This window comes from Micromonospora sp. NPDC049004 (assembly GCF_040649315.1).
Lineage (GTDB): Bacteria > Actinomycetota > Actinomycetes > Mycobacteriales > Micromonosporaceae > Micromonospora.
This window is the reverse complement of sequence record NZ_JBEZFG010000003.1, coordinates 862322-881425: the sequence shown is the minus strand read 5'-3', so window position 1 is coordinate 881425 and position 19104 is coordinate 862322. Positions and strand designations below refer to the sequence as shown.

Genomic DNA, 19104 nt, shown 5'->3' with positions numbered 1-19104 from the left:
GCGGCTCCCGGCGACCGTCCGGTGAAGCCGGACGGCGCGGCACACGCGCCCCGGCGTCAGCCGAGGCGGTGGGGGAGCGGAGCGGGGTCAGCTCGCCAGACTGAGTCGTGGCTCAGCGGGGCTGACCATCGGCCCGGCCACGACTAGGAGGATCGCTATCTCGCACAGCGATCACCTCCTGCAAGTCGGCCCGGCCGGAACGTCGATGATCGTACACCTGGGCCGGCGCCGGAACGCACTCGGCCGACCGGTCGGCGAGCGCTCCACCGCGCGGCCGACGCCACCGGTCGGGGCGTTGCGCCGACCCGTGCCGGCGGCCCGTGCGCACGACCGTGACCAGCACCGCGGCGAGCAGGGGCAGCCAGCAGAACCGGGCCAGCACCCACGCCGGACCGTCCGGCGCGGTGTGCAGCCCGGGCAGGGCCAGACCGCCCCGGGCGGTGAGCGCCGTCACCGTGACCAGCACCGGCTGGTGCCACAGGTAGATCCGCACGGCGTTGTGGTTCACCGCGATCACCGCCCGGCGCGGCAACGGTCGGGCCAGCAGGCGTTCCCAGCCGGGCCGGGCCAGCAGTCCCAGCCCGACCTGGGTGAGGGCCAACGCCACCGCCAGCAGCGACGGCGGGTTCAGGTTGGACACCCCCTCGCCGGGCACCCCGACCGCGCTGACCGGGTAGCCCACCGCCAGCAGCGCGGCCAGCGCCGCGCCCCCACCGGCAGCCAGCAGGCCGGCCGTGCGCCGCCCGGCCAGGCGCCCATCGGCGTACGCCAGGCCCAGCAGGTAGGGCACCGCCCAGGCCGCCACCACGCTGACCGGTGCCACCGCGACGCCGTCCGGAAGGACGCGGACCGCCACGTCGCTCGCCGCCACCACGGCCACCGCCGGCAGGACACAGCGAACCAACCCCCACCGGCGTACGGCGGCGCGCAGCGGGCCGCTCACCGCCACCAGGAGCAGCAGCGGCACCAGGAACCAGAGCGGGCTGACCGCCAGTCGCAGCCCGACGGCGAGCGTGTCGTCGGGTGCGCCCGCCACGGTGGCGGCCAGCAGCACTGCCGCACCGACGCCCAGCAGGGCCACCGCGGGCAGCAGCAGCCGGCGCGACCGGCGGGCCAGCCACCGACCCGTCCCGCCCTGGTGACGCGCCAGCGACCGCGCCGAGCCGAAGCCGGCGGCGAAGAAGAACAGGCCGAGCGTCTGCAACACCCAGGTCACCGGGCGCAGGTCGGGCAGCGTGGTCAGCGGGCTGGCCTGGTGCAGCCCGCCGTCGCCGGCCAGCACCAGACCGGTGACCAGCCAGTGCCCGAGCACCACACCACCGATCGCGTACGCCCGCAGCGCGTCGACCGCGCGGTCGCGGCTCACCGGGCGTCCCCGACCGGGCCGGCGCCCAGCACGAGCGCCGTGACCGCGGCCAGGGTGGCGCTGCCGGTCGCCAGGTAGCCGTCGTGCCCGGACACCCCGTCCACGGGCAGCGGCCGGGCGCCGAACGCCGGATCGCCGGGGCGCCGCCCGTAGCCGAGGCCGGGCAGCCGCACCGGTGGCACTCGGCGGATCCAGTCCGACGGCGCCTCGGCCGCCCAGAACCGTAACCCGTCGCGCAGGTTGGCGGCGCGCTGCACCCCGGCGCCGACGCCACCGAGGCTGACCACGTCGGTCACCTGCGCCGGGGTGTGCGCCGCCGCCAGCGCCGCCACCAACGCCCCGTAGCTGTGCCCGATCACCGTGATCGTCGCGCCGGGCCGACGCGCGGCCAGCTCCCGCAACAGCCGGGCCAGCCCGACCGCCCCACGCCGGGCGCTGGCGTCGCTGACGGCGGTCAGCACCCCGTCGGGCGGGTCGTAGCCCAACCAGGCCAGCACCGCGACCCGCGCCGCCGGGTCGGTCGACCGCAGCTGCCCGTACAGCTGCGTGGCCTGCACCGCAGGCGCCCGCCGGGCCACCCCGCCCAACCCGCGGTCGAAGTCGGCAAGCGTGCTGCCCACCCCCGGCACCAGCACCGCGATGCGGTCCGCGCCGGCCAGGTCGCCGATCACCTCGACCGCGCGGCCGTCACCGCGCTCGTCGAACAGCAGGAACCGGCGTCCGTCGGCCGCCCAGTCCGCGTACGGGGGGCCGGCCGCGCGCATCGCCTCGGCGGTGACCGGGTACGCCTCGACGAATCCCGCCGCCGCGACCGGCTCCGGCCGGGTGGGCAGGACCAGGTTCACGCCGAGCAGTGCGCTCAGTGCGAAGCGGGCGGCACCTCGTCGTCGCATCACGTTCTCCCTCCGGTTTGTCGTCCGGAGGGAGAGTGCGGGGACGCACGGGCCGCGGGCGTCGCACCGGGGAGCCGTTTCGCGGCTGGCCCTGTGGGGCTACTCGCCGGCGGCGACCAGACCCGTCTCGTACGCCAGCACCACGGCCTGGGCCCGGTCGCGCAGCCCCAGCTTGCCGAGGATCCGCCCCACGTGCGTCTTCACCGTCTGCTCCGCCACCACCAGGTCACCGGCGATCTCCGCGTTGTTGCGACCCCGGGCGATCAACCGCAGCACCTCGGTCTCGCGTGGGGTGAGGCCGGCCAGGTCGGTCGGGCGGGGTCGACGGCGGTCCGGGCGGGCCGCGAACTCGGCGATCAGCCGGCGGGTCACCGCCGGGGCGAGCAGCGCGTCCCCGGCCGCCACCACCCGCACCGCCTGCACCAGGTCGGCCGCCGGCGCGTCCTTGAGCAGGAAACCGCTGGCACCGGCGCGCAGCGCCTCGTACACGTAGTCGTCCAGGTCGAACGTCGTGAGGATGAGCACCCGGGGGCGCTGCGCCGAGCGGTCGCCGAGCAGCTTGCGGGTGGCCTCCAACCCGTCCATGACCGGCATCCGCACGTCCATCAGCACGACGTCCGGGTCGAGCCGGCGGGTGGCGGCGACCGCCTGCGCGCCGTCGGCGGCGTCACCCACCACGAGCAGGTCCGGCTGGGCGGCGAGCAACGCGCCGAAGCCCTGCCGGACCATGGCCTGGTCGTCGGCGATCAGCACCTTGATCATGCGTCTCCGCTCTCCGCCTCGTACGGCAGGTCGGCCGCCACCGCGTAACCGCCGTCGGGCAGCGGCCCGGCGGTGAACGTACCGCCCAGCGAGGTGGCCCGCTCCCGCATGCCGGTCAGCCCGTGCCCCGGACTGCCGTCGGCGGTCGGTCGGGCGTCGGTCGGGGAGTTCTCGACGCGTACTCCCAGACCGGACTGACGGGCGCGGACGGTGACGCGCACCGCGGCGCCGGCCGCGTGCCGGGCCGCGTTCGCCAGCCCCTCCTGCACGATGCGGTACGCGGCCAGCCCGACCGGCGCGGGCACCCGCCCGTCGCCCAGCGGGTCGATGTCCAGGGTCACCGGCAGCCCGGCCCGGCGGGCCCCGTCGACCATCGCGCCCAGGTCGGTCAGGTCGGGTTGCGGAGCGGTCTGCGGGCCGGTGGCCTCGCTGCGCAGCACCCCCAGCAGCCGCCGCATGTCGGTAAGCGCGTCGCGGGCCGAGCCGGCGATGGCGGCGAACTCGGCGGCCGCCGGCGCTGGCACGTCGGTCAGCCGGTACGGCGCGGTCTCGGCCTGCACCGCGATCAGCGACATGTGGTGGGCCACCACGTCGTGCAGCTCGCGGGCGATCCGGGTGCGCTCCTCCAGCACCGCGCGGCGCTCCTGCTCCCGCTCGCTCAGCTCGGTCTGCGCGGCCAGTGCCCGCCGGGACAGCCGGTTGCGCCGGATCAGGTCACCGACGATCGCCAGCGCGCCGAGCAGCGCCAGGACGGCGGCCCGGTTCTCCGGGTGCGCCAGCGTGAGCACCGGCACCGCGGTGATCGCCACCACCCAGGCCAGCACCGGCCGGTCGACCCGCGCGACGACCACCGCGACCACCGCTACCGAGCCGAGCGCCAGCGGCGGCGTCCACGGCCCGGGCAGGCCGGCCGGCGCGTTGAACGTGCACACCAGCAGGGCCAGCACCGTGAGCCGCCAGGCCAGCAGCGGACGCCTGGGCAGCGCCAGCAGCGGCGCCACCGTCATCGCCGCGAACAGCACCGCGACCGGCGCCGGCAGGCCCCAGTCGCTCTCCACGGCGAACGTGATCCAGAAGAGGCCGAGCGCGGCCAGCAGTCCGACCGGGGCGGCGGGGCGGGCCAGCCGGGGCCAGCGGGCCAGCAGCGGTCGACCGGGCGGGGCGTCCGGGCCCCACAGGGTCTGCCGCAGTGCCCGCAGGGCCACGGCGATCGGTTGCCGGTTCACCACCCGGAGGCTACGGGCAGAGCCCGTCACGGGGCGTGCCACCAGGGGTTGATCCCGGTGTCGTACCCCGGTGTGACGCGGCTCCCGTTAGCGCTTACCTGTGGGTAACGCCTAGGCTCGCCAGCGACTGAGATCAGCTGAGCAAGGGGGAACAGTGGCCCGTACCGTGCTGGTGACCGGGGGCAACCGGGGGATCGGCCTGGCCATCGCGCAGGCCTTCGCCAAGCAGGGCGACCGGGTGGCCGTCACCCACCGCAGCGGCGACGCCCCCGACGGGCTGTTCGGCGTGCGCGCCGACGTCACCGACGCGGCCTCGATCGACGCCGCGTTCACCGCCGTCGAGGCCGAGCTGGGTCCGGTCGAGGTGGTGGTCGCCAACGCCGGCATGACCGACGACACCCTGCTGCTGCGGATGTCCGAGGAGCAGTTCACCGGTGTGCTGGACACCAACCTCACCGGCGCGTTCCGGGTCGCGAAGCGGGCCTCGGGCAAGATGCTGCGGGCCAAGTGGGGCCGCATGATCTTCATCTCCTCGGTGGTGGGCCTCTCCGGCGGCGCCGGTCAGGTCAACTACGCCGCCAGCAAGGCCGGCCTGGTCGGCGTGGCCCGCTCGATCACCCGTGAGCTGGGCAGCCGCAACATCACCGCGAACGTGGTGGCGCCCGGCTTCATCGACACCGACATGACCGCCAGCCTCAGCGACGACCGCAAGGCGGAGATCCGCAAGTCCATCCCGGCCGGCCGCATGGCCAGCCCGGACGAGGTGGCCGCCGTGGTCACCTGGCTGGCCTCGGACGGCGCCGGGTACGTCTCCGGCGCCGTGATCCCGGTCGACGGCGGCCTCGGCATGGGCCACTGACCAGCGCTTCGACAACGTACGGAGGAAACCCTGCATGTCCGGACTGCTCGCCGGTAAGCGGCTGCTCGTCACCGGTGTGATCACCGAGGCTTCGATCGCCTTCTCGGTGGCGAAACTCGCCCAGGAGAACGGCGCGCAGGTCGTGCTGACCGGCTTCGGACGGCTCTCCCTGGTCGAGCGGATCGCCAAGCGGCTGCCCGAGCCCGCCCCGGTGATCGAGGTCGACGTGACCAACACCGAGCACCTGGCCAGCCTCGCCGACCGGGTACGGGAGCACGTCGACGGCCTCGACGGCGTCGTGCACTCGATCGGCTTCGCCCCGCAGAGCTGCCTCGGGGGCGGGTTCCTCGACGCGCCCTGGGAGGACGTGGCGACCGCCCTGCACGTCTCCACCTTCTCGTACAAGTCCCTCGCGATGGCGGCGCTGCCGCTGATGTCGGCCGGCGGCGCGGTGGTCGGCCTGACCTTCGACGCCACGAAGGCGTGGCCGGTCTACGACTGGATGGGCGTGGCCAAGGCCGGCCTGGAGTCCGCGTCCCGCTACCTCGCCATGCACCTGGGCAAGCAGGGCATCCGCAGCAACCTGGTCGCCGCCGGGCCACTGCGCACCATCGCCGCGAAGTCGATCCCCGGCTTCGACCAGTTCGAGGAGGCGTGGGCCGAGCGGGCGCCGTTGGGCTGGAGCCTCACCGACCAGGAGCCGGCCGCCCGGGCCTGCCTGGCGCTGCTCTCGGACTGGTTCCCGGCCACCACCGGCGAGATCGTGCACGTCGACGGCGGCTACCACGCCGTCGGTTCCTGACGCTGCGCCGCGACGCTCCCTGGTCGCCGTCCGCGTGATCTACGCGTCCGGACCAGGGGGCGTCGCCGGGCCGTCGCGGCCGAGGGGCGAGAATGACCCCATGGCGTACGACGCGGTGGTGCTGGTGTCCTTCGGCGGGCCCGAACGGCCCGAGGATGTGATGCCGTTCCTGCAGAACGTGACCCGCGGCCGAGGCGTGCCGCCCGAGCGGCTGGCCGAGGTCGCCGAGCACTACCAGCACTTCGGCGGGGTGTCCCCGATCAACCAGCAGAACCGCGAGTTGCTGGCCGCCCTCCGCGCCGACTTCGCCGCGCACGGTCTCGACCTGCCCATCTACTGGGGCAACCGCAACTGGGACCCGATGCTCGCCGACACCGTGACGCAGATGCGCGACGACGGGGTGACCCGGGCGCTTGCCTTCGTCACCAGCGCGTACGGCGGCTACTCGTCCTGCCGGCAGTACCAGGAGGACATCGCCGCCGCCCGCGCCGCCGTCGGCCCGGACGCCCCGGTGATCGAGAAGATCCGCCAGTTCTGGGACCATCCCGGCTTCATCGAGCCGCACGTCGACGCTGTCCGTGCCGCGCTGGGCCAGCTCGACCCGGCCCGGCGGGACACCACCCGGCTGGTGTTCACCGCCCACTCCATCCCCACCTCGATGGCGGCCAACGCCGGCCCGCACGGCGGCCGGTACGAGGCGCAACTGCGGGAGGCCGCCGCGCTGGTGGCCGCTGCCGCCGCCCCCGACCTGGCGTACGACCTGGTCTGGCAGAGCCGTTCGGGCCCCCCGCACGTGCCGTGGCTGGAGCCGGACATCAACGACCACCTGGGCACCCTCGCCGAGGGCGGCACCACGAGCGTGGTGGTCAGCCCGATCGGGTTCGTCTCCGACCACCTGGAAGTCGTGTGGGACCTCGACACCGAGGCACTGGAGACGGCCAAGCAGCTCGGCCTGGACTTCGTCCGGGCGGGCACCCCGGGCATCGACCCGCGGTTCGTGACAATGGTCCGCGAGTTGGTCACCGAGCGGACCGACCCGGACGGCGCGCAGCTGCGTCGCCGTCTCGGCGAGCTGCCGATGTGGGATTCGTGCCCCACCGTCTGCTGTGTTCCGACCCGCCGTCCGACGCCCGCTGGGAGCACCGATGCATGACCGCAAGCCCGTGCAGAGCTGGCTCACCGACATGGACGGCGTGCTGGTGCACGAGGGCCAGCCGGTGCCCGGCGCACCGGAGTTCATCAACCGGCTGCGCGCCTCCGGCAAGCCGTTCCTGGTGCTGACCAACAACTCGATCTACACCCCGCGGGACCTCACCGCCCGGTTGAGCCGGATGGGCCTGGACGTGCCGGAGGAGTCGATCTGGTCCTCCGCCCTGGCCACCGGCCAGTTCCTCGCCGACCAGCGGCCGGGTGGCACCGCGTACGTCATCGGGGAGGCCGGCCTGACCACGGCGCTGCACGCGGTCGGCTACGTGCTCACCGACTTCGCCCCGGACTACGTGGTGCTCGGCGAGACCCGCACCTACAGCTTCGAGGCGATCACCAAGGCGGTGCGGCTGATCAACGACGGGGCCCGGTTCATCTGCACCAACCCCGACGTGACCGGCCCGTCCGTGGAGGGCGCGCTGCCGGCCGCCGGCTCGGTCGCCGCCATGATCTCCAAGGCGACCGGGGTGGAGCCGTACTTCGTCGGCAAGCCCAACCCGATGATGATGCGCTCCGCGCTGAACACCATCAACGCGCACTCGGAGACCACCGCGATGATCGGCGACCGGATGGACACCGACATCCTCTGCGGTCTGGAGGCCGGGCTGGAGACGATCCTGGTGCTCACCGGCATCAGCAGCCGTACCGAGGCGGAGCGCTACCCGTACCGACCGTCCCGGATCATCAACTCGGTGGCCGACCTGCTCGACGAGGTCTGACCGCGCTCCCGCTCTCGCCGATCTTGCACTTGCTGTCGCCGGTATGGCCGGGATGCCCGTTGTGCCGCGACACAAAGTGCAAGATCGACGCGGTGTGGGGTCGAGGTCGGGGTCAGGGGCGTAGCGGGGCGTTGCAGGCGGCGACCAGCGCCTGCCGACAGGCCGTAGTGAGCGGGCGCAACGCGGCGTCGCGCTGCTGGGCCTCGTAGTTGTTGATCGCGCCACCGGGGGCGGCATGCCCGGCCAGCGCGAGCACCCGGTCGAGCACCGCGGCCCTGGCGAAGAGCCGGCGGGCCCGCGGGTCGAAGCCGGGTGGCAGATCGGTGGCGCCGTCCGGGCGGCGCAGCGCTGCCAGCGCTCCGGCCAACTCGGGCCGCCACTGGGCCACGTCGAGTCGCGTCAGCGCGGCTGTCGTCTCGGCCAGCGCGGCGGCCAGCTCGGCCTCCGCCTCGGCGGCGCCGGGCAGTGACAGCGAGGCGGCCGGGGCGTTGGCCGGCAGCGGGTACACCCGCCACAGCACCGTCTCGAAACAGTCCCCCGAGCCGGACGTGTGGCTGCGCACCTGCGGGATCAGACCCAGCCCGCCGGCCACCACCGCCTCGCCCGCCACCAGCGCCGCGCCGGCGAAGTCCCCGGGACCGGGCAGACCCCGCGGGTCGCCCGGCGCGGGCAGCACCAGACGGATCTCGTCGGGGGAGAGCTTGGCCAGGGTGGGCAGCGCGGCACCCAGCGGGACGTCGGTCCAGGTGCCGGGGGCGTCCGCAACGAGATGCTCCTCGTCACCGGCGATGGCGTCGGCGACCTCGTCGTACGGCACCAGCCCGGCACGCCACGCGCGCACCCAGGCAACGAACCGGCTCGACCGGCGCGGCGCAAGCGTGGCCGCGCCCGTTGCGGGGGTGGACATGCCGAAAGGGTACGTGGTCATCGGTGGCCCTGTCTCGACTGCCGCTCCGGCCGCCCTGCCTGCCCCGAACTGCCCCCTTCGCCCGATCCTCGCCCGCGGCGCGGCCCGCTGATCCGCTGTCGACCGTCATTCGGCGGTGCCGCGGCCCCGCCCGCGTGCCTCCCGGAGCGCTAGCGCAGCCGCAGACCCGCGATGACCAGTCCGACCATGAGACGCGCGTCGTAGCCGGGGTTGTCGGCGCCGATGCAGAGGTTGCCGACGCCGTGCATCAGGACGAGGGCGTCCACGTCGGGAATGATCTCGCCCGCCGTGCTGGCGGCGTCGAGCAGTTCGGCGCAGACGGGGACGAGTCGGTCGAGGAAGTAGGCGTGCAGCGTCTGGAAGGCGGCGTCGTCGGACCGCATCGCCTCGGCGAGGCCGTGCTTGGTGACCAGGAAGTCGACGAAGAGGTGGATCCAGCTCGCCAGGGCGGCGTGCGGGGTGGCGCTCTCCGCGAGCAGCACCGGGCCGGCCGCGGCGCATGCCTCCACCTGGTGTCGGTACACCGCGACGATCAGGTCGGCCCGCGTCGGGAAGTGGCGGTAGATCGTCCCGACGCCGACGCCGGCCCTGGCGGCGATGTCACGCACCGGCGCATTGACTCCGGAGGCGACGAATGCCGCGGCGGCCGCCTCCAGGAGCGCCGTCTCGTTGCGCCGCGAATCAGCCCGCCGCTTGCGCGGGGCACCCGCCTCCGTCCCGGTCACCGTTACCCCCGTCACATCCCTTGGAAAACGGAACAGTGTTCCGTATGTTTTAACGGAACCGCGTTCCGCCTATGCAGCATGCCAGGAACGGCAGCGGACACCAAGTCAACCAGGAGCGATCATGCACGCAATGCCCGAGCCCACGCCCGTGGTCTCCGTCCACCCCGTCACGGTGCCGGCCCCGGACCGCGGCGACGATCTGCACGTACGCGTCTCCGCGCCCACGACCGGCCACGAACTGCCAGTCATCGTCTTCTCGCACGGCTTCGGCGGCGCGGCCACCCTGTACGGTCCGCTCGTCGACTTCTGGGCCTCGCACGGTTTCGTCGTCATCCAGCCCACCCACCTGGACTCACGGCGACTGAACCTTCCGCCCGACGACCCCCGCACCCCGGCGATCTGGCGCATCCGGGTGGACGACCTGACGCGCAGCCTCGACCACCTCGACCTGCTGGAGTCGTCCGTCCCCGGCCTCGCCGGACGGCTCGACCGCACCCGGATCGCCGTGGCCGGCCACTCCTGGGGCGCCCAGACGGCGAGCACCCTGCTGGGAGCCCGAGTCCTCGACGCCGATCAGAACCCCGGAGAGGACATGCGCGACCCGCGGATCACGGCAGGCGTCCTGCTGGCCGTGACCGGCCGGGGCGGGGCCGACCTCGCTCCGTTCGCGGCCGAGCACTTCCCCTTCATGAGCCCGAGCTTCGCGACCATGCACACCCCGACCCTCGTCGTCGCGGGCGATCGGGACGACTCCCCGTTGTCGGTCCGTGGGCCGGACTGGTTCATCGACGCGTACCACCTGAGCCCGGGGAGCAAGAGCCTGCTCACGCTGTTCGGCGCGGAGCACTCGCTCGGCGGCATCTCCGACTACGAGGCCAGGGAGACGACGGACGAGAACCCCGAGCGGGTCGCTCTGCTCCAGCGGCTCACCTGGGCCTACCTGCGCGACGCCCTCGGCCTCAAGGACTCCGTCTGGCCGGCGCCGGTCGAGAGCGCCCTGGGACGCCTCGAATCCACTGCCTGATCGATGGGCCGGGGCGGTGTGTCGGGGGGCGGGGCGCTGGCGGGGACGTTAGCGTGATCGACATGGCGGGGCGATACGGCGAGGACGTGCTGGCGGGGGACTGGCGGCGGCGGAAGGTCACCCCCGAGGTGGACGCCGAACCGGATCTCGTGGTGGAGGACGCCGACTCCGGGTTCTGCGGGGCGGTGGTGGGCTTCGAGGCCGGCGCGGTGGTCCTGGAGGACCGGCACGGCCGGCGGCGCAACTTTCCGCTGCTGCCGGCGGCGTTCCTGCTCGACGGCCGTCCGGTGACGTTGCGCCGCCCGAGCCGCGCGCCGGTGCCGGCGGCCCGCCGACGTACCGCGTCCGGTTCGGTGGCGGTGGACAACGTTCGCGCCCAGGTGGCCAAGGCCAGCCGGATCTGGGTGGAGGGCATCCACGACGCCGCCCTGGTCGAGCGGATCTGGGGCGACGACCTGCGGATCGAGGGTGTGGTGGTCGAGCCGTTGGACGGCATCGACGACCTGGACGCCGACGTACGCGACTTCGGTCCGGGCCCGACCCGACGCCTCGGCGTGCTCGTCGACCACCTGGTGTCGGGCAGCAAGGAGAGCCGCATCGTGGCCCGGGTCAACTCGCCGTACGTCCTGGTGACCGGCCACCCGTACGTGGACGTCTGGCAGGCGGTCAAACCGGCGGCACTGGGTATCGCGGCGTGGCCGGTCGTACCGCCGGGGCAGCCGTGGAAGGAGGGGGTCTGCGCGGCCCTCGGGGTGGCCGAGCCGGCCGACATGTGGCGGCACATCCTGTCCCGGGTGAACAGTTTCGCCGACGTGGAGACCCCTCTGATCAACGCCATGGAACGCCTCATCGACTTCGTCACCGAGCCAGCCTGACCGCCGGTCGCCGGCCGCCGCCCCGCCGCCCGCCGCCCGTCCCGCTGGGGCAGGGCGGCGGTCAGGGCTCCTGGTCGGGGCTGCGGGTGTAGACGAAGGTGGCGATGTCCAGGGCCACCGCTGCGCCCTGCTCGTCGCGGCGGACGGTGAGGATCTCACCGTCCTCCGGGCCGGAACGTCCCCGCCAGCGGTCCGGGCCCTCGGGGACGAACCGGCTGACCCTCTCGCCGCGTACGTGGGCCACCAGGTCACCCGCGTCCCGGTGCAGGTCCAGCGACGTGCCCATCCACCACCAGCGGCCGGTCAGCTCGGCCGACCCGGCGTCCGGCGCGGCGGTGGCCGGCCGCCACGGCTGCGGGAACGCCGGTTCGGCGTCCAGCACCGTGGTCAGCAACTGGCGGGCGAGCCTAGTGATCGGAAAGGCGTAGGAGTTGGCGAAGCCGACCACAGCGGTACGGGTGGGCCGGTGTACCACGAGGGCGGCCACGTATCCGGGCATCGAGCCGCCGTGTCCGACGTACACGCGCTCGCCGTCCCGGTAGAGCTCCAGGCCCAGGCCGTGCCCGCCGGTCCAGGAGTTGAGGTCGCTGATCATCACGGGGGCGCACATCTCGGTCAGGGTCTCGGCGGCCAGCACCGACGGGTCCGGGTCGGCGAGGAACGCGGCCCAGCGGCCCAGGTCCTCGATCGTCGACCAGAGCTGCCCGGCGGGGGCCATCGCGCCGGTGTCGGTACGGGGCTCCTCGCGCAGCGTGCCGTGCCAGGGGTGGACGACGTAACCGCGGGCGTACGGCTCGGTGGCCGCGTAGGTGGTGCGGTGCAGGCCCAGCGGGGTGAGGATCCGCTCGTCGAGCAGGTCGGCCCAGGGCGTCCCGGTGAGCCGTTCGAGCAGACCGCCGAGCAGCCCGTACGCCAGGTTCGAGTAGTGGTACGTGCGGTGCGGCGGGTAAGCGATCTTGCCGGCGTTGACCTCGGCGAGCAGGGTGGTCAGGTCGACGCCCGCGGCCCGCTCCCACCAGTCGCCCTCGGGTTCGCGTTGGATGCCGCTGCCGTGGCTGAGCAGTTGGCGCAGGGTGAGCTTGCCCACACCGGTGCCCGGCAGGTGCTGCTCCAGCGGGTCGTTGACGTCCAGTCGGTCGGCGTCGCGCAACTGCATGATCAGGGTGGCGGTCATCGTCTTGCTGATCGAGCCCAACCGGTACTGGAGGTCGACGTCCGGGCGGGGGTATTCGCCGGCGACGGCCAGGTGTGCCAGTGTGCCGTCGCGGACCACGCCCAGCACGAGCGACGGGGTACGGCCGTCGGCCTGTGCCTGGGCGACCCGGGTGTCGATCTGTCGGGCGGTCTCGGGTAGCAGGGTCAATGCGATCTCCTCGGGTCGGGCCGCCGATTTGTGGTGTTTTGGTGTGTCGGAAAGGGCTTCGCCGAGCGTACTGATCTTCGCGGGCAGGTCGCGCGTGCATTTGCGTGTCACGATCGTGGGGTGGACGCCGTGGTGTGGATCGTTGTGGGAGTGCTGCTGGCCGTCGCCGAGATTTTCACGACGACGCTATTCCTGATCATGTTCGGGGTCGGCGCGTTCGCCGCCGCCGGCGCAGCGGCCCTGGGTGCTCCGGTGGCCGTGCAGGCGCTGGTCTTCGCGGTGGTGTCCGCGCTGAGTCTGGTGGTGGTCCGACCCGTGATCCGGCGGCACAGCCGCTCCGCGCTGGAGAGCGGCGAACAGCCGTTCGGCGTGGAGGCGATCGAGGGCTCCACGGCACTGGTGTTGGAGCGGGTGGACGCTGAGCACGGCCTGGTCAAGATCGACGGTGAGTTGTGGACCGCCCGGTCGTACGACACGACGCAGACTTTCGAGCCCGGTCAACGGGTTCGGGTGATAAAGGTCCGGGGCGCGACGGCCCTGGTGTGGCAGGACGATGTTTCTTCCGCCGGCGAGCTGCCGGAAGCGAGAGGGTGAACCGATGACGGTCATAGGTGTGCTGATCATCGCGGTGGCGTTGATCGCCGTGATTACGCTGGCCAAGGCGGTGCGGATCGTGCCGCAGCAGCGTCAGGACGTGGTGGAACGGCTCGGCAAGTACAAGCGCACCCTCAGCCCCGGCCTCAACCTGCTGGTGCCGTTCATCGACGCCGTGCGCACCAAGGTCGACATGCGGGAGCAGGTGGTCAGCTTCCCGCCGCAGCCGGTGATCACCTCGGACAACCTGGTGGTCTCGATCGACACCGTTCTCTACTTCAAGGTGGTCGACTCGGTCCGGGCGACGTACGAGATCTCCAGCTTCCTGCAGGCCATCGAGCAGCTGACCGTCACCACGCTGCGTAACGTGATCGGCTCGCTGGACCTGGAGCGGGCCCTGACCAGCCGGGACGAGATCAACCGGCACCTGTCCGGCGTGCTGGACGAGACCACCGGCCGCTGGGGCATCAAGGTGACCCGGGTGGAGATCAAGGCGATCGAGCCGCCGGCCAGCATCCGCGACTCGATGGAGAAGCAGATGCGCGCCGAGCGGGACCGCCGCGCCGCGATCCTCACCGCCGAGGGCCACAAGCAGTCGGTGATCCTCACCGCCGAGGGTGACAAGCAGTCCGCGGTGCTGCGCGCCGACGGTGACCGGCAGGCCCGGATCCTGCAGGCCGAGGGTCAGGCGAAGGCGATCCGGACGGTGTTCGACGCGATCCACCAGGCGAACCCGAGCCAGAAGGTCCTCGCCTACCAGTACCTGCAGGCCCTCCCGCAGATCGCCCAGGGCAGCGCCAACAAGGTCTGGATCGTGCCGGCCGAGCTGACCAAGGCCCTGGAGGGCATGGGCGGCGCGCTCGGCGGGCTGAGCCAGATGGTGGGGGACCTGCCCGCACCGGAGGCGGCCGAACACGCGAGCCAGGTGGAGCGCGAGGCCGCGGAGGCGGCGCAGGCCGCGGCGGACGCCGCCCAGCAGATCCACGACGAGGTACGCGTCGCCGAGGTGCAGGCCACCGGTGGCAACAAGCCGCAGGGGCTGCCCGCGCCGGAGCCGGTCACCCCGGCCAGCCTGACCGAGGACCCGGCCGACCAGCGCGAGCGCGGCTGACGCAGGACGCCGGCCAGCCGGCCGGCTAAATGCGAGAAAGACTCATGGGGCGCTCCGATGCCTGCCACGATCGGTCCTAGGACGGGTGGTGACCAGGCAATCGGGGCGCCCCGGCGCGTCTCGCACCGCTCGCGGACGAGCGAGGTGACGCATGAAGGATCCGGCGAATCGGATGTGGTCCTCGGCCCCGGTGCCCGGCGCGCACGACCCGGTCGCCCCGCTGGGCTCCCGCAGCACCGGTGGAGGTTTCGGCGTACTGCCCTTCGTGGGTGAGCCGACCCCGGGCGCCCCGGCCACGAATGCCAGCTGGGCCTGGTCGGTACGCCGGTTCGCGCGGGCCGCGGTGTGGCTGCTGCCCGCGTACGCCATTCTCTACGGCGTCGTGGCGATGGCCAGCGACGGCGGGGTGGGCAACGACCCCTATCCCGCCAACGGCCGGGCCGTGTATCTGGTCGGCTGGGTGGCCGCGGTGTGGCTGGGCCTGCTCGCGCTCCTGGCCCTCACCGGCCTGCTGGCCGCCACGCGCAGCCGCCGGGTGGCCGCCGCCGGTCTGCTGGTCAGCATCGCCGGCACCGTGCTGATGCTGCCCTTCGCCGGGCTCGAGGAGCAGACGCCCGTCTTCGGCACCAGCGCGCGCTCGCTGGTCCTGCTCGGCGCCACGTTCTACAGCGTGGGCTGGTTCCTCACCGGGTGGGCGGTGGCCCGCTCCGGCACCTTCAGCCTCGGCGACGGCGTCATGCTGATCATCGCCGCACCGCTGCTCGGCCTGGGAGGTGCCCTGATCGGCTCGCTCCAGACGTTCGGCGCGATCTTCGTGCTGATCGCCGGCATCGGCATCGGCTACCGCTCCGGCCGCCTGATGCCCCGCGAAACCGCGAGGGACGCCGCAAACGCCAGCCTGAGCACCCCAACCCCCTGATCCCACGCCGTTGATCATGAAGTTATTGCGCTCCACCTCGGCGTGTCGTGGCAACAACTTCTCGATCAACGCGGTCCGGGGAGGGGGCCGTGGGGCGTGAAGTTGGTGACAGTTGGGTTTTGGGGGTGGTCGGTTGGCGTTATATGTGGCAATCCTGGGGAGCATGGCCGCCTCTCGCTCGCCGCTGTCGCGGCTGTTCACCGTGCTGCTCGCCGGCGTGCTGGCCGGGCTCGTCCTGGCCGTCGCCGCGCTCCCGGGCAACCTGCTGGTCGGGTTCGCCGCGCGCGCCGCGATCGGGTCGTACGCCGCGTTGCCGGCCTCGCTGAAGACCCCGGCCACCCCACAGCGCTCGTACCTCTACGCCAACGACGGCAAGACGCTGCTCACCACGTTCTACGACGTGAACCGCACCGACGTCGCGCTGGCGGACGTCGCCCCGGTGATGCGCCAGGCGATCGTGGCGGCCGAGGACCGGCGGTTCTACGACCACGGCGGCGCGGACCTGCGGGGCCTGGCCCGAGCGCTGGTCGCCAACGTCAAGGGCGGCGGCACCGAGCAGGGCGGCTCCACGCTGACCATGCAGTACGTCCGCAACGTGCTCAAGACCGACCCCACCCGCACGCCGGAGGAGCGCGCCGCCGCCACCGACCCGACCGTCGGCCGCAAGCTCCAGGAGATCCGGTACGCGGGCGCGCTCGACAAGAGCCTCGGCAAGGACGAGATCCTCAACCGGTACCTGAACATCGCGTACTTCGGCTCCGGGGCGTACGGGATCGCGGCGGCCAGCCAGCGCTACTTCGGCAAGCCGCCGGCGAAGCTGACCCTCGCCGAGTCGGCGTTGCTCGCCGGCCTGGTGCAGTCCCCGGACGCGTACAGCCCGATCGGCGGCGACAAGGACCAGGCGCTGGCCCGCCGGGCGTACGTGCTGGACTCGATGGTCGCCACCGGCGCGATCACCGCCGTGCAGGCCGCGCAGGCCAAGGCGGAGCCGCTGACCCTGCACCCGACCGCGCAGCCCAACGGTTGCACCGCAGTCGCCCAGGGCCACGACGACTGGGGCTACTTCTGTGACTACCTGCGCCAGTGGTGGCTGACCCAGCCGGCCTTCGGCGCCACCACCGCGGAGCGCGAGCAGGCCCTGCGCGCGGGCGGCTACACCGTCGTCACCTCGCTCGATCCGCAGGTCCAGGCCACCGCGCAACAGCAGGCCACCAAGGTGTACGGGTACGACAACAAGCGCGCCCTGCCGATCGCGGCCGTGCAGCCGGGCACCGGTCGGGTGCTGGCGATGGCGGTCAACAGGCACTACAGCCTGGCCGACAACCCGGCCGGGCAGGCGAACTACCCGAACACCGTCAACCCGTTGATCTCCGGCGGGGCCAGTGTCGACGGGTACCAGGCGGGTTCGACGTTCAAGCTGTTCACCATGCTCGCCGCGCTGGAGTCGGGCCGTACCCTCTCCACCGGGTTCGACGCGCCCGCCAAGCTGCCCACCCGGTACGCCGCCGAAGGACCGGGCAGTTGCGACGGCAAGTGGTGCCCGGCGAACGCCAACCCGGACTGGATGGACGGGTACCGGATGATGTGGGACGGCTTCGGCCGGTCGGTGAACACCTACTTCGTCTGGCTGGCCGAGCAGGTCGGGCAGGACAAGGTCGTCGAGATGGCGCAGCGGCTCGGCATCACCTTCCGCGCCGACTCGGACGCCGCCTTCGCCAGGGACAACGCCGCGAACTGGGGTTCGTTCACCCTCGGCGTGGCGGCCACGACCCCGCTTGACCTGGCCAACGCGTACGCCACGGTGGCCGCCGAGGGCACCTACTGCACGCCGGTGCCGGTGGTCTCGGTGACCGACGCGAAGGGCGCGAAGGTGCCGGTCGGCCAGCCGTCCTGCAAGCGGGTCCTGGACACCGACGTGGCGCGCGCCGCGACGGACGCGGCCCGCTGCCCGGTGGGCCAGCAGTCGCCGTACGGGCAGTGCAACGGTGGCACCGCCACCGGCGTGAACGACATCCTCGACGGTCGGCCGGTGGCCGGCAAGACCGGTAGCTCGGAGGAGAACTCCACCGAGACGTTCGTCGGCTTCACCCCGCAGGTGGCCGTCGCCGGCATCGCCGTCAACCCGGACGACCCGGCCGACTCGGTGGGTTCGGCGGTGCAGAGCAAGGTGATCGACGCGGTCGCCCGGGTCATCGCCACGGCGGTGAAGGGTCAGCCGGAGAAGGCGTTCGTCGCGCCCACCAAGGAGCTGGCCGGCGAGCCCCGCCGCCCGGTGGAGCGCCCGGTCGTCCCCGAGCGCCAGCAGCCCACCCGGGAGCAGGACCCGCGCTCGGCCCTGCAACGCTGGCTCGACAACCGGCGCGGCTGAGCCCCGACGAGACGGCGCCTCCCCACCGCGTGGTGGGGAGGCGCCGGTCTGCGTCGGTCTACTTCTTGCTCTTCAACTGGTCGAAGTCGACCACCTGGTCCTCCGACGGGGCCTTCACGTCGTCGAAGGTCGCGCCGAACTCACTGAACGTGATCTGACCGGCCGTGTCCTGGTCGCCTTCCATCCGGATCGGGTACGGCTCACCGGTGGTGGCGACGTAGAGGGTGCCGCTCTTGTCGCCGTCGACGAGGCCGATGGTCTTGACGCCGTCGAACTCCTTGGCCGCACCCTTGGTCAGGGTGCCGTCCGGCTTGAGCAGCTCGTCGATGTTGGCGATGTCGAACAGCTGGGAGAAGTCGTCCTTCTTCGACACCTTGGCCCACTTCTCGCCCATCAACTTCACGATCTCGCCCGATGCCTGGGCGCCGAGGTTCTTCGCCCAGAACTTCTCGTCCGGCCGGATGTACTGCTGACCGGCCACGGAGAGCAGTTCCACCGTGCCGTCGTCGGTGGACACCCGACCACCCAGGTCGCTGCCGGTCACCTTGAAGTCGAGGGTCATCTTCTGGCCGTCGTTGTCGACATCGCCCACCAGGTGGTAGGACTTCGCGTTCCGCACCGCCGTCGTGGCGCGCTGGAGTGCCTCGTTCGGCGCGAGCGCGGCGACACCGTTGTCGGCGGGCGCCGTGGATTCCGGCTCGCTTTCTCCCTTGCCTCCGCAGCCGGCCAGCAGGGCCACCGCCACCACGGCGACCAGGTGCTTCTTGATTGTCGGTGATCTCATCGTCAGCTCCCTCGTGCCACCCCCGTGGGTGAGCAGACACGCAGGTACCCATGATCGATCTGGGGCAATCCTTCGATGTCCGGGACGCGCTGACCCGGGCTCCGGCGTCCGGCCCGGTCGGCCGCGCTGTCCGTACGCCGCGAGGTCACCGCCGTGTGGTTGGTTCGCACGGCAGTGACCTCGCGGCACTCGATCTGGTTCCCCGCCTCAGCGGGTGGTGGAGGCCGCCGCGATCGCGGCGCGGACCTGCCCGGCGAAGCCGGCGACGGTGAAGTCCGAGGGCAGGCTGTCAACCAGGATGATGTCCGAGATCGCGTTGTTCGTCCGCAGCGGGAGGATCGCCTGGTACTCGGGCGAGTTGTACCAGTTCTCGGCGTCGGCGCGGGTGGGGAACTCGATCAGGACGACCGACCCCGGCCAGGCGCCCTCGACCACGTCCACGTCGCCCTGGGCGAGCCACTTGCCGCCGTACGGGTGCACGGTGGCCTCGACCTGCTCCAGGTAGGTCAGCCCTGCCTCGTTCGGGATGCCACCCGGGATGCGCAGGTGGTTGATCAGGTAGGTGCTCATCGCGATCTCC

Annotated in this window: 19 protein-coding genes; 10 read left to right on the top strand and 9 right to left on the bottom strand. The window is 72.6% G+C overall.

All coding sequences use genetic code 11. The annotated features are described in order from the left end of the window. Positions 1-112: 112 nt before the first annotated feature. The 4 genes from AB0B97_RS13220 to AB0B97_RS13205 all read right to left on the bottom strand — a co-directional run bounded on the left by AB0B97_RS13220 (position 113) and on the right by AB0B97_RS13205 (position 4247). Positions 113-1366, bottom strand: coding sequence for an acyltransferase family protein (locus AB0B97_RS13220; RefSeq protein WP_357493367.1), 1254 nt, complete (start codon positions 1364-1366; stop codon positions 113-115). Continuing rightward, a complete protein-coding gene (locus AB0B97_RS13215; RefSeq protein WP_357493364.1) occupies positions 1363-2259 on the bottom strand; it encodes an alpha/beta hydrolase in 897 nt (298 codons plus the stop codon). Before AB0B97_RS13215 ends, AB0B97_RS13220 begins: the two co-directional genes overlap by 4 nt. A gap of 99 nt (positions 2260-2358) precedes the next feature. Continuing rightward, on the bottom strand, positions 2359-3021 hold the full coding sequence (locus AB0B97_RS13210) for a response regulator transcription factor (RefSeq protein WP_007462555.1): 663 nt from the start codon (positions 3019-3021) through the stop codon (positions 2359-2361). Continuing rightward, positions 3018-4247: a histidine kinase gene (locus AB0B97_RS13205; protein ID WP_357493361.1), complete on the bottom strand. Its 1230-nt coding sequence runs from the start codon at positions 4245-4247 to the stop codon at positions 3018-3020. The genes AB0B97_RS13210 and AB0B97_RS13205 overlap by 4 nt, the downstream gene beginning before the upstream one ends. 154 nt (positions 4248-4401) lie before the next feature. Here AB0B97_RS13205 and fabG point away from each other — a divergent pair, with 154 nt between their 5' ends. From fabG to AB0B97_RS13185, 4 genes are all read left to right on the top strand, one after another. Beyond that, entirely contained in the window at positions 4402-5106 is a 705-nt protein-coding gene (gene fabG / locus AB0B97_RS13200; RefSeq protein ID WP_234588476.1) for a 3-oxoacyl-ACP reductase FabG, read from the top strand. A gap of 34 nt (positions 5107-5140) precedes the next feature. Continuing rightward, complete coding sequence (gene fabI, locus AB0B97_RS13195) at positions 5141-5908, top strand: enoyl-ACP reductase FabI (RefSeq protein WP_234588477.1); 768 nt, start codon at positions 5141-5143, stop codon at positions 5906-5908. A gap of 100 nt (positions 5909-6008) precedes the next feature. After that, positions 6009-7061: a ferrochelatase gene (locus AB0B97_RS13190; RefSeq protein ID WP_357493358.1), complete on the top strand. Its 1053-nt coding sequence runs from the start codon at positions 6009-6011 to the stop codon at positions 7059-7061. Next, complete coding sequence (locus AB0B97_RS13185; protein ID WP_234588479.1) at positions 7054-7833, top strand: HAD-IIA family hydrolase; 780 nt, start codon at positions 7054-7056, stop codon at positions 7831-7833. The genes AB0B97_RS13190 and AB0B97_RS13185 overlap by 8 nt, the downstream gene beginning before the upstream one ends. 112 nt (positions 7834-7945) lie before the next feature. Here AB0B97_RS13185 and AB0B97_RS13180 read toward each other — a convergent pair whose 3' ends face one another. After that, positions 7946-8740: a hypothetical protein gene (locus AB0B97_RS13180; protein WP_039908695.1), complete on the bottom strand. Its 795-nt coding sequence runs from the start codon at positions 8738-8740 to the stop codon at positions 7946-7948. 170 nt (positions 8741-8910) lie between these two features. Further along, positions 8911-9486: a TetR/AcrR family transcriptional regulator gene (locus AB0B97_RS13175; protein WP_357493354.1), complete on the bottom strand. Its 576-nt coding sequence runs from the start codon at positions 9484-9486 to the stop codon at positions 8911-8913. 121 nt (positions 9487-9607) lie between these two features. Between AB0B97_RS13175 and AB0B97_RS13170 the strand changes: the two genes are divergently transcribed. Further along, positions 9608-10510 (top strand): chlorophyllase, encoded by a 903-nt coding sequence (locus AB0B97_RS13170; protein ID WP_357493352.1) that lies wholly within the window; start codon positions 9608-9610, stop codon positions 10508-10510. 62 nt (positions 10511-10572) lie between these two features. Continuing rightward, positions 10573-11385: a DUF3097 domain-containing protein gene (locus AB0B97_RS13165; RefSeq protein WP_357493350.1), complete on the top strand. Its 813-nt coding sequence runs from the start codon at positions 10573-10575 to the stop codon at positions 11383-11385. A 61-nt stretch (positions 11386-11446) separates the two neighbouring features. Here AB0B97_RS13165 and AB0B97_RS13160 read toward each other — a convergent pair whose 3' ends face one another. Beyond that, entirely contained in the window at positions 11447-12748 is a 1302-nt protein-coding gene (locus AB0B97_RS13160) for a serine hydrolase domain-containing protein (RefSeq protein ID WP_357493348.1), read from the bottom strand. A 120-nt stretch (positions 12749-12868) separates the two neighbouring features. Between AB0B97_RS13160 and AB0B97_RS13155 the strand changes: the two genes are divergently transcribed. The 4 genes from AB0B97_RS13155 to AB0B97_RS13140 all read left to right on the top strand — a co-directional run bounded on the left by AB0B97_RS13155 (position 12869) and on the right by AB0B97_RS13140 (position 17740). Continuing rightward, the gene (locus tag AB0B97_RS13155; RefSeq protein ID WP_357493345.1) at positions 12869-13342 is read left to right on the top strand and encodes an NfeD family protein; all 474 of its coding nucleotides are present in this window, start codon (positions 12869-12871) and stop codon (positions 13340-13342) included. Between the two features lie 4 nt (positions 13343-13346). Then, positions 13347-14453, top strand: a complete 1107-nt coding sequence (locus AB0B97_RS13150) for an SPFH domain-containing protein (RefSeq protein WP_357493343.1) — start codon at positions 13347-13349, stop codon at positions 14451-14453. Between the two features lie 151 nt (positions 14454-14604). Then, the gene (locus tag AB0B97_RS13145; protein WP_357493341.1) at positions 14605-15372 is read left to right on the top strand and encodes a hypothetical protein; all 768 of its coding nucleotides are present in this window, start codon (positions 14605-14607) and stop codon (positions 15370-15372) included. 163 nt (positions 15373-15535) lie between these two features. Continuing rightward, positions 15536-17740, top strand: a complete 2205-nt coding sequence (locus tag AB0B97_RS13140; RefSeq protein WP_357493339.1) for a transglycosylase domain-containing protein — start codon at positions 15536-15538, stop codon at positions 17738-17740. Between the two features lie 58 nt (positions 17741-17798). Here the strand turns inward: AB0B97_RS13140 and AB0B97_RS13135 are convergent, their stop codons facing one another. Next, a complete protein-coding gene (locus tag AB0B97_RS13135) occupies positions 17799-18524 on the bottom strand; it encodes a hypothetical protein (protein ID WP_357493337.1) in 726 nt (241 codons plus the stop codon). Positions 18525-18731: 207 nt separating this feature from the next. Then, positions 18732-19094 (bottom strand): DUF1330 domain-containing protein, encoded by a 363-nt coding sequence (locus AB0B97_RS13130; RefSeq protein WP_357493335.1) that lies wholly within the window; start codon positions 19092-19094, stop codon positions 18732-18734. Positions 19095-19104: the final 10 nt, after the last annotated feature.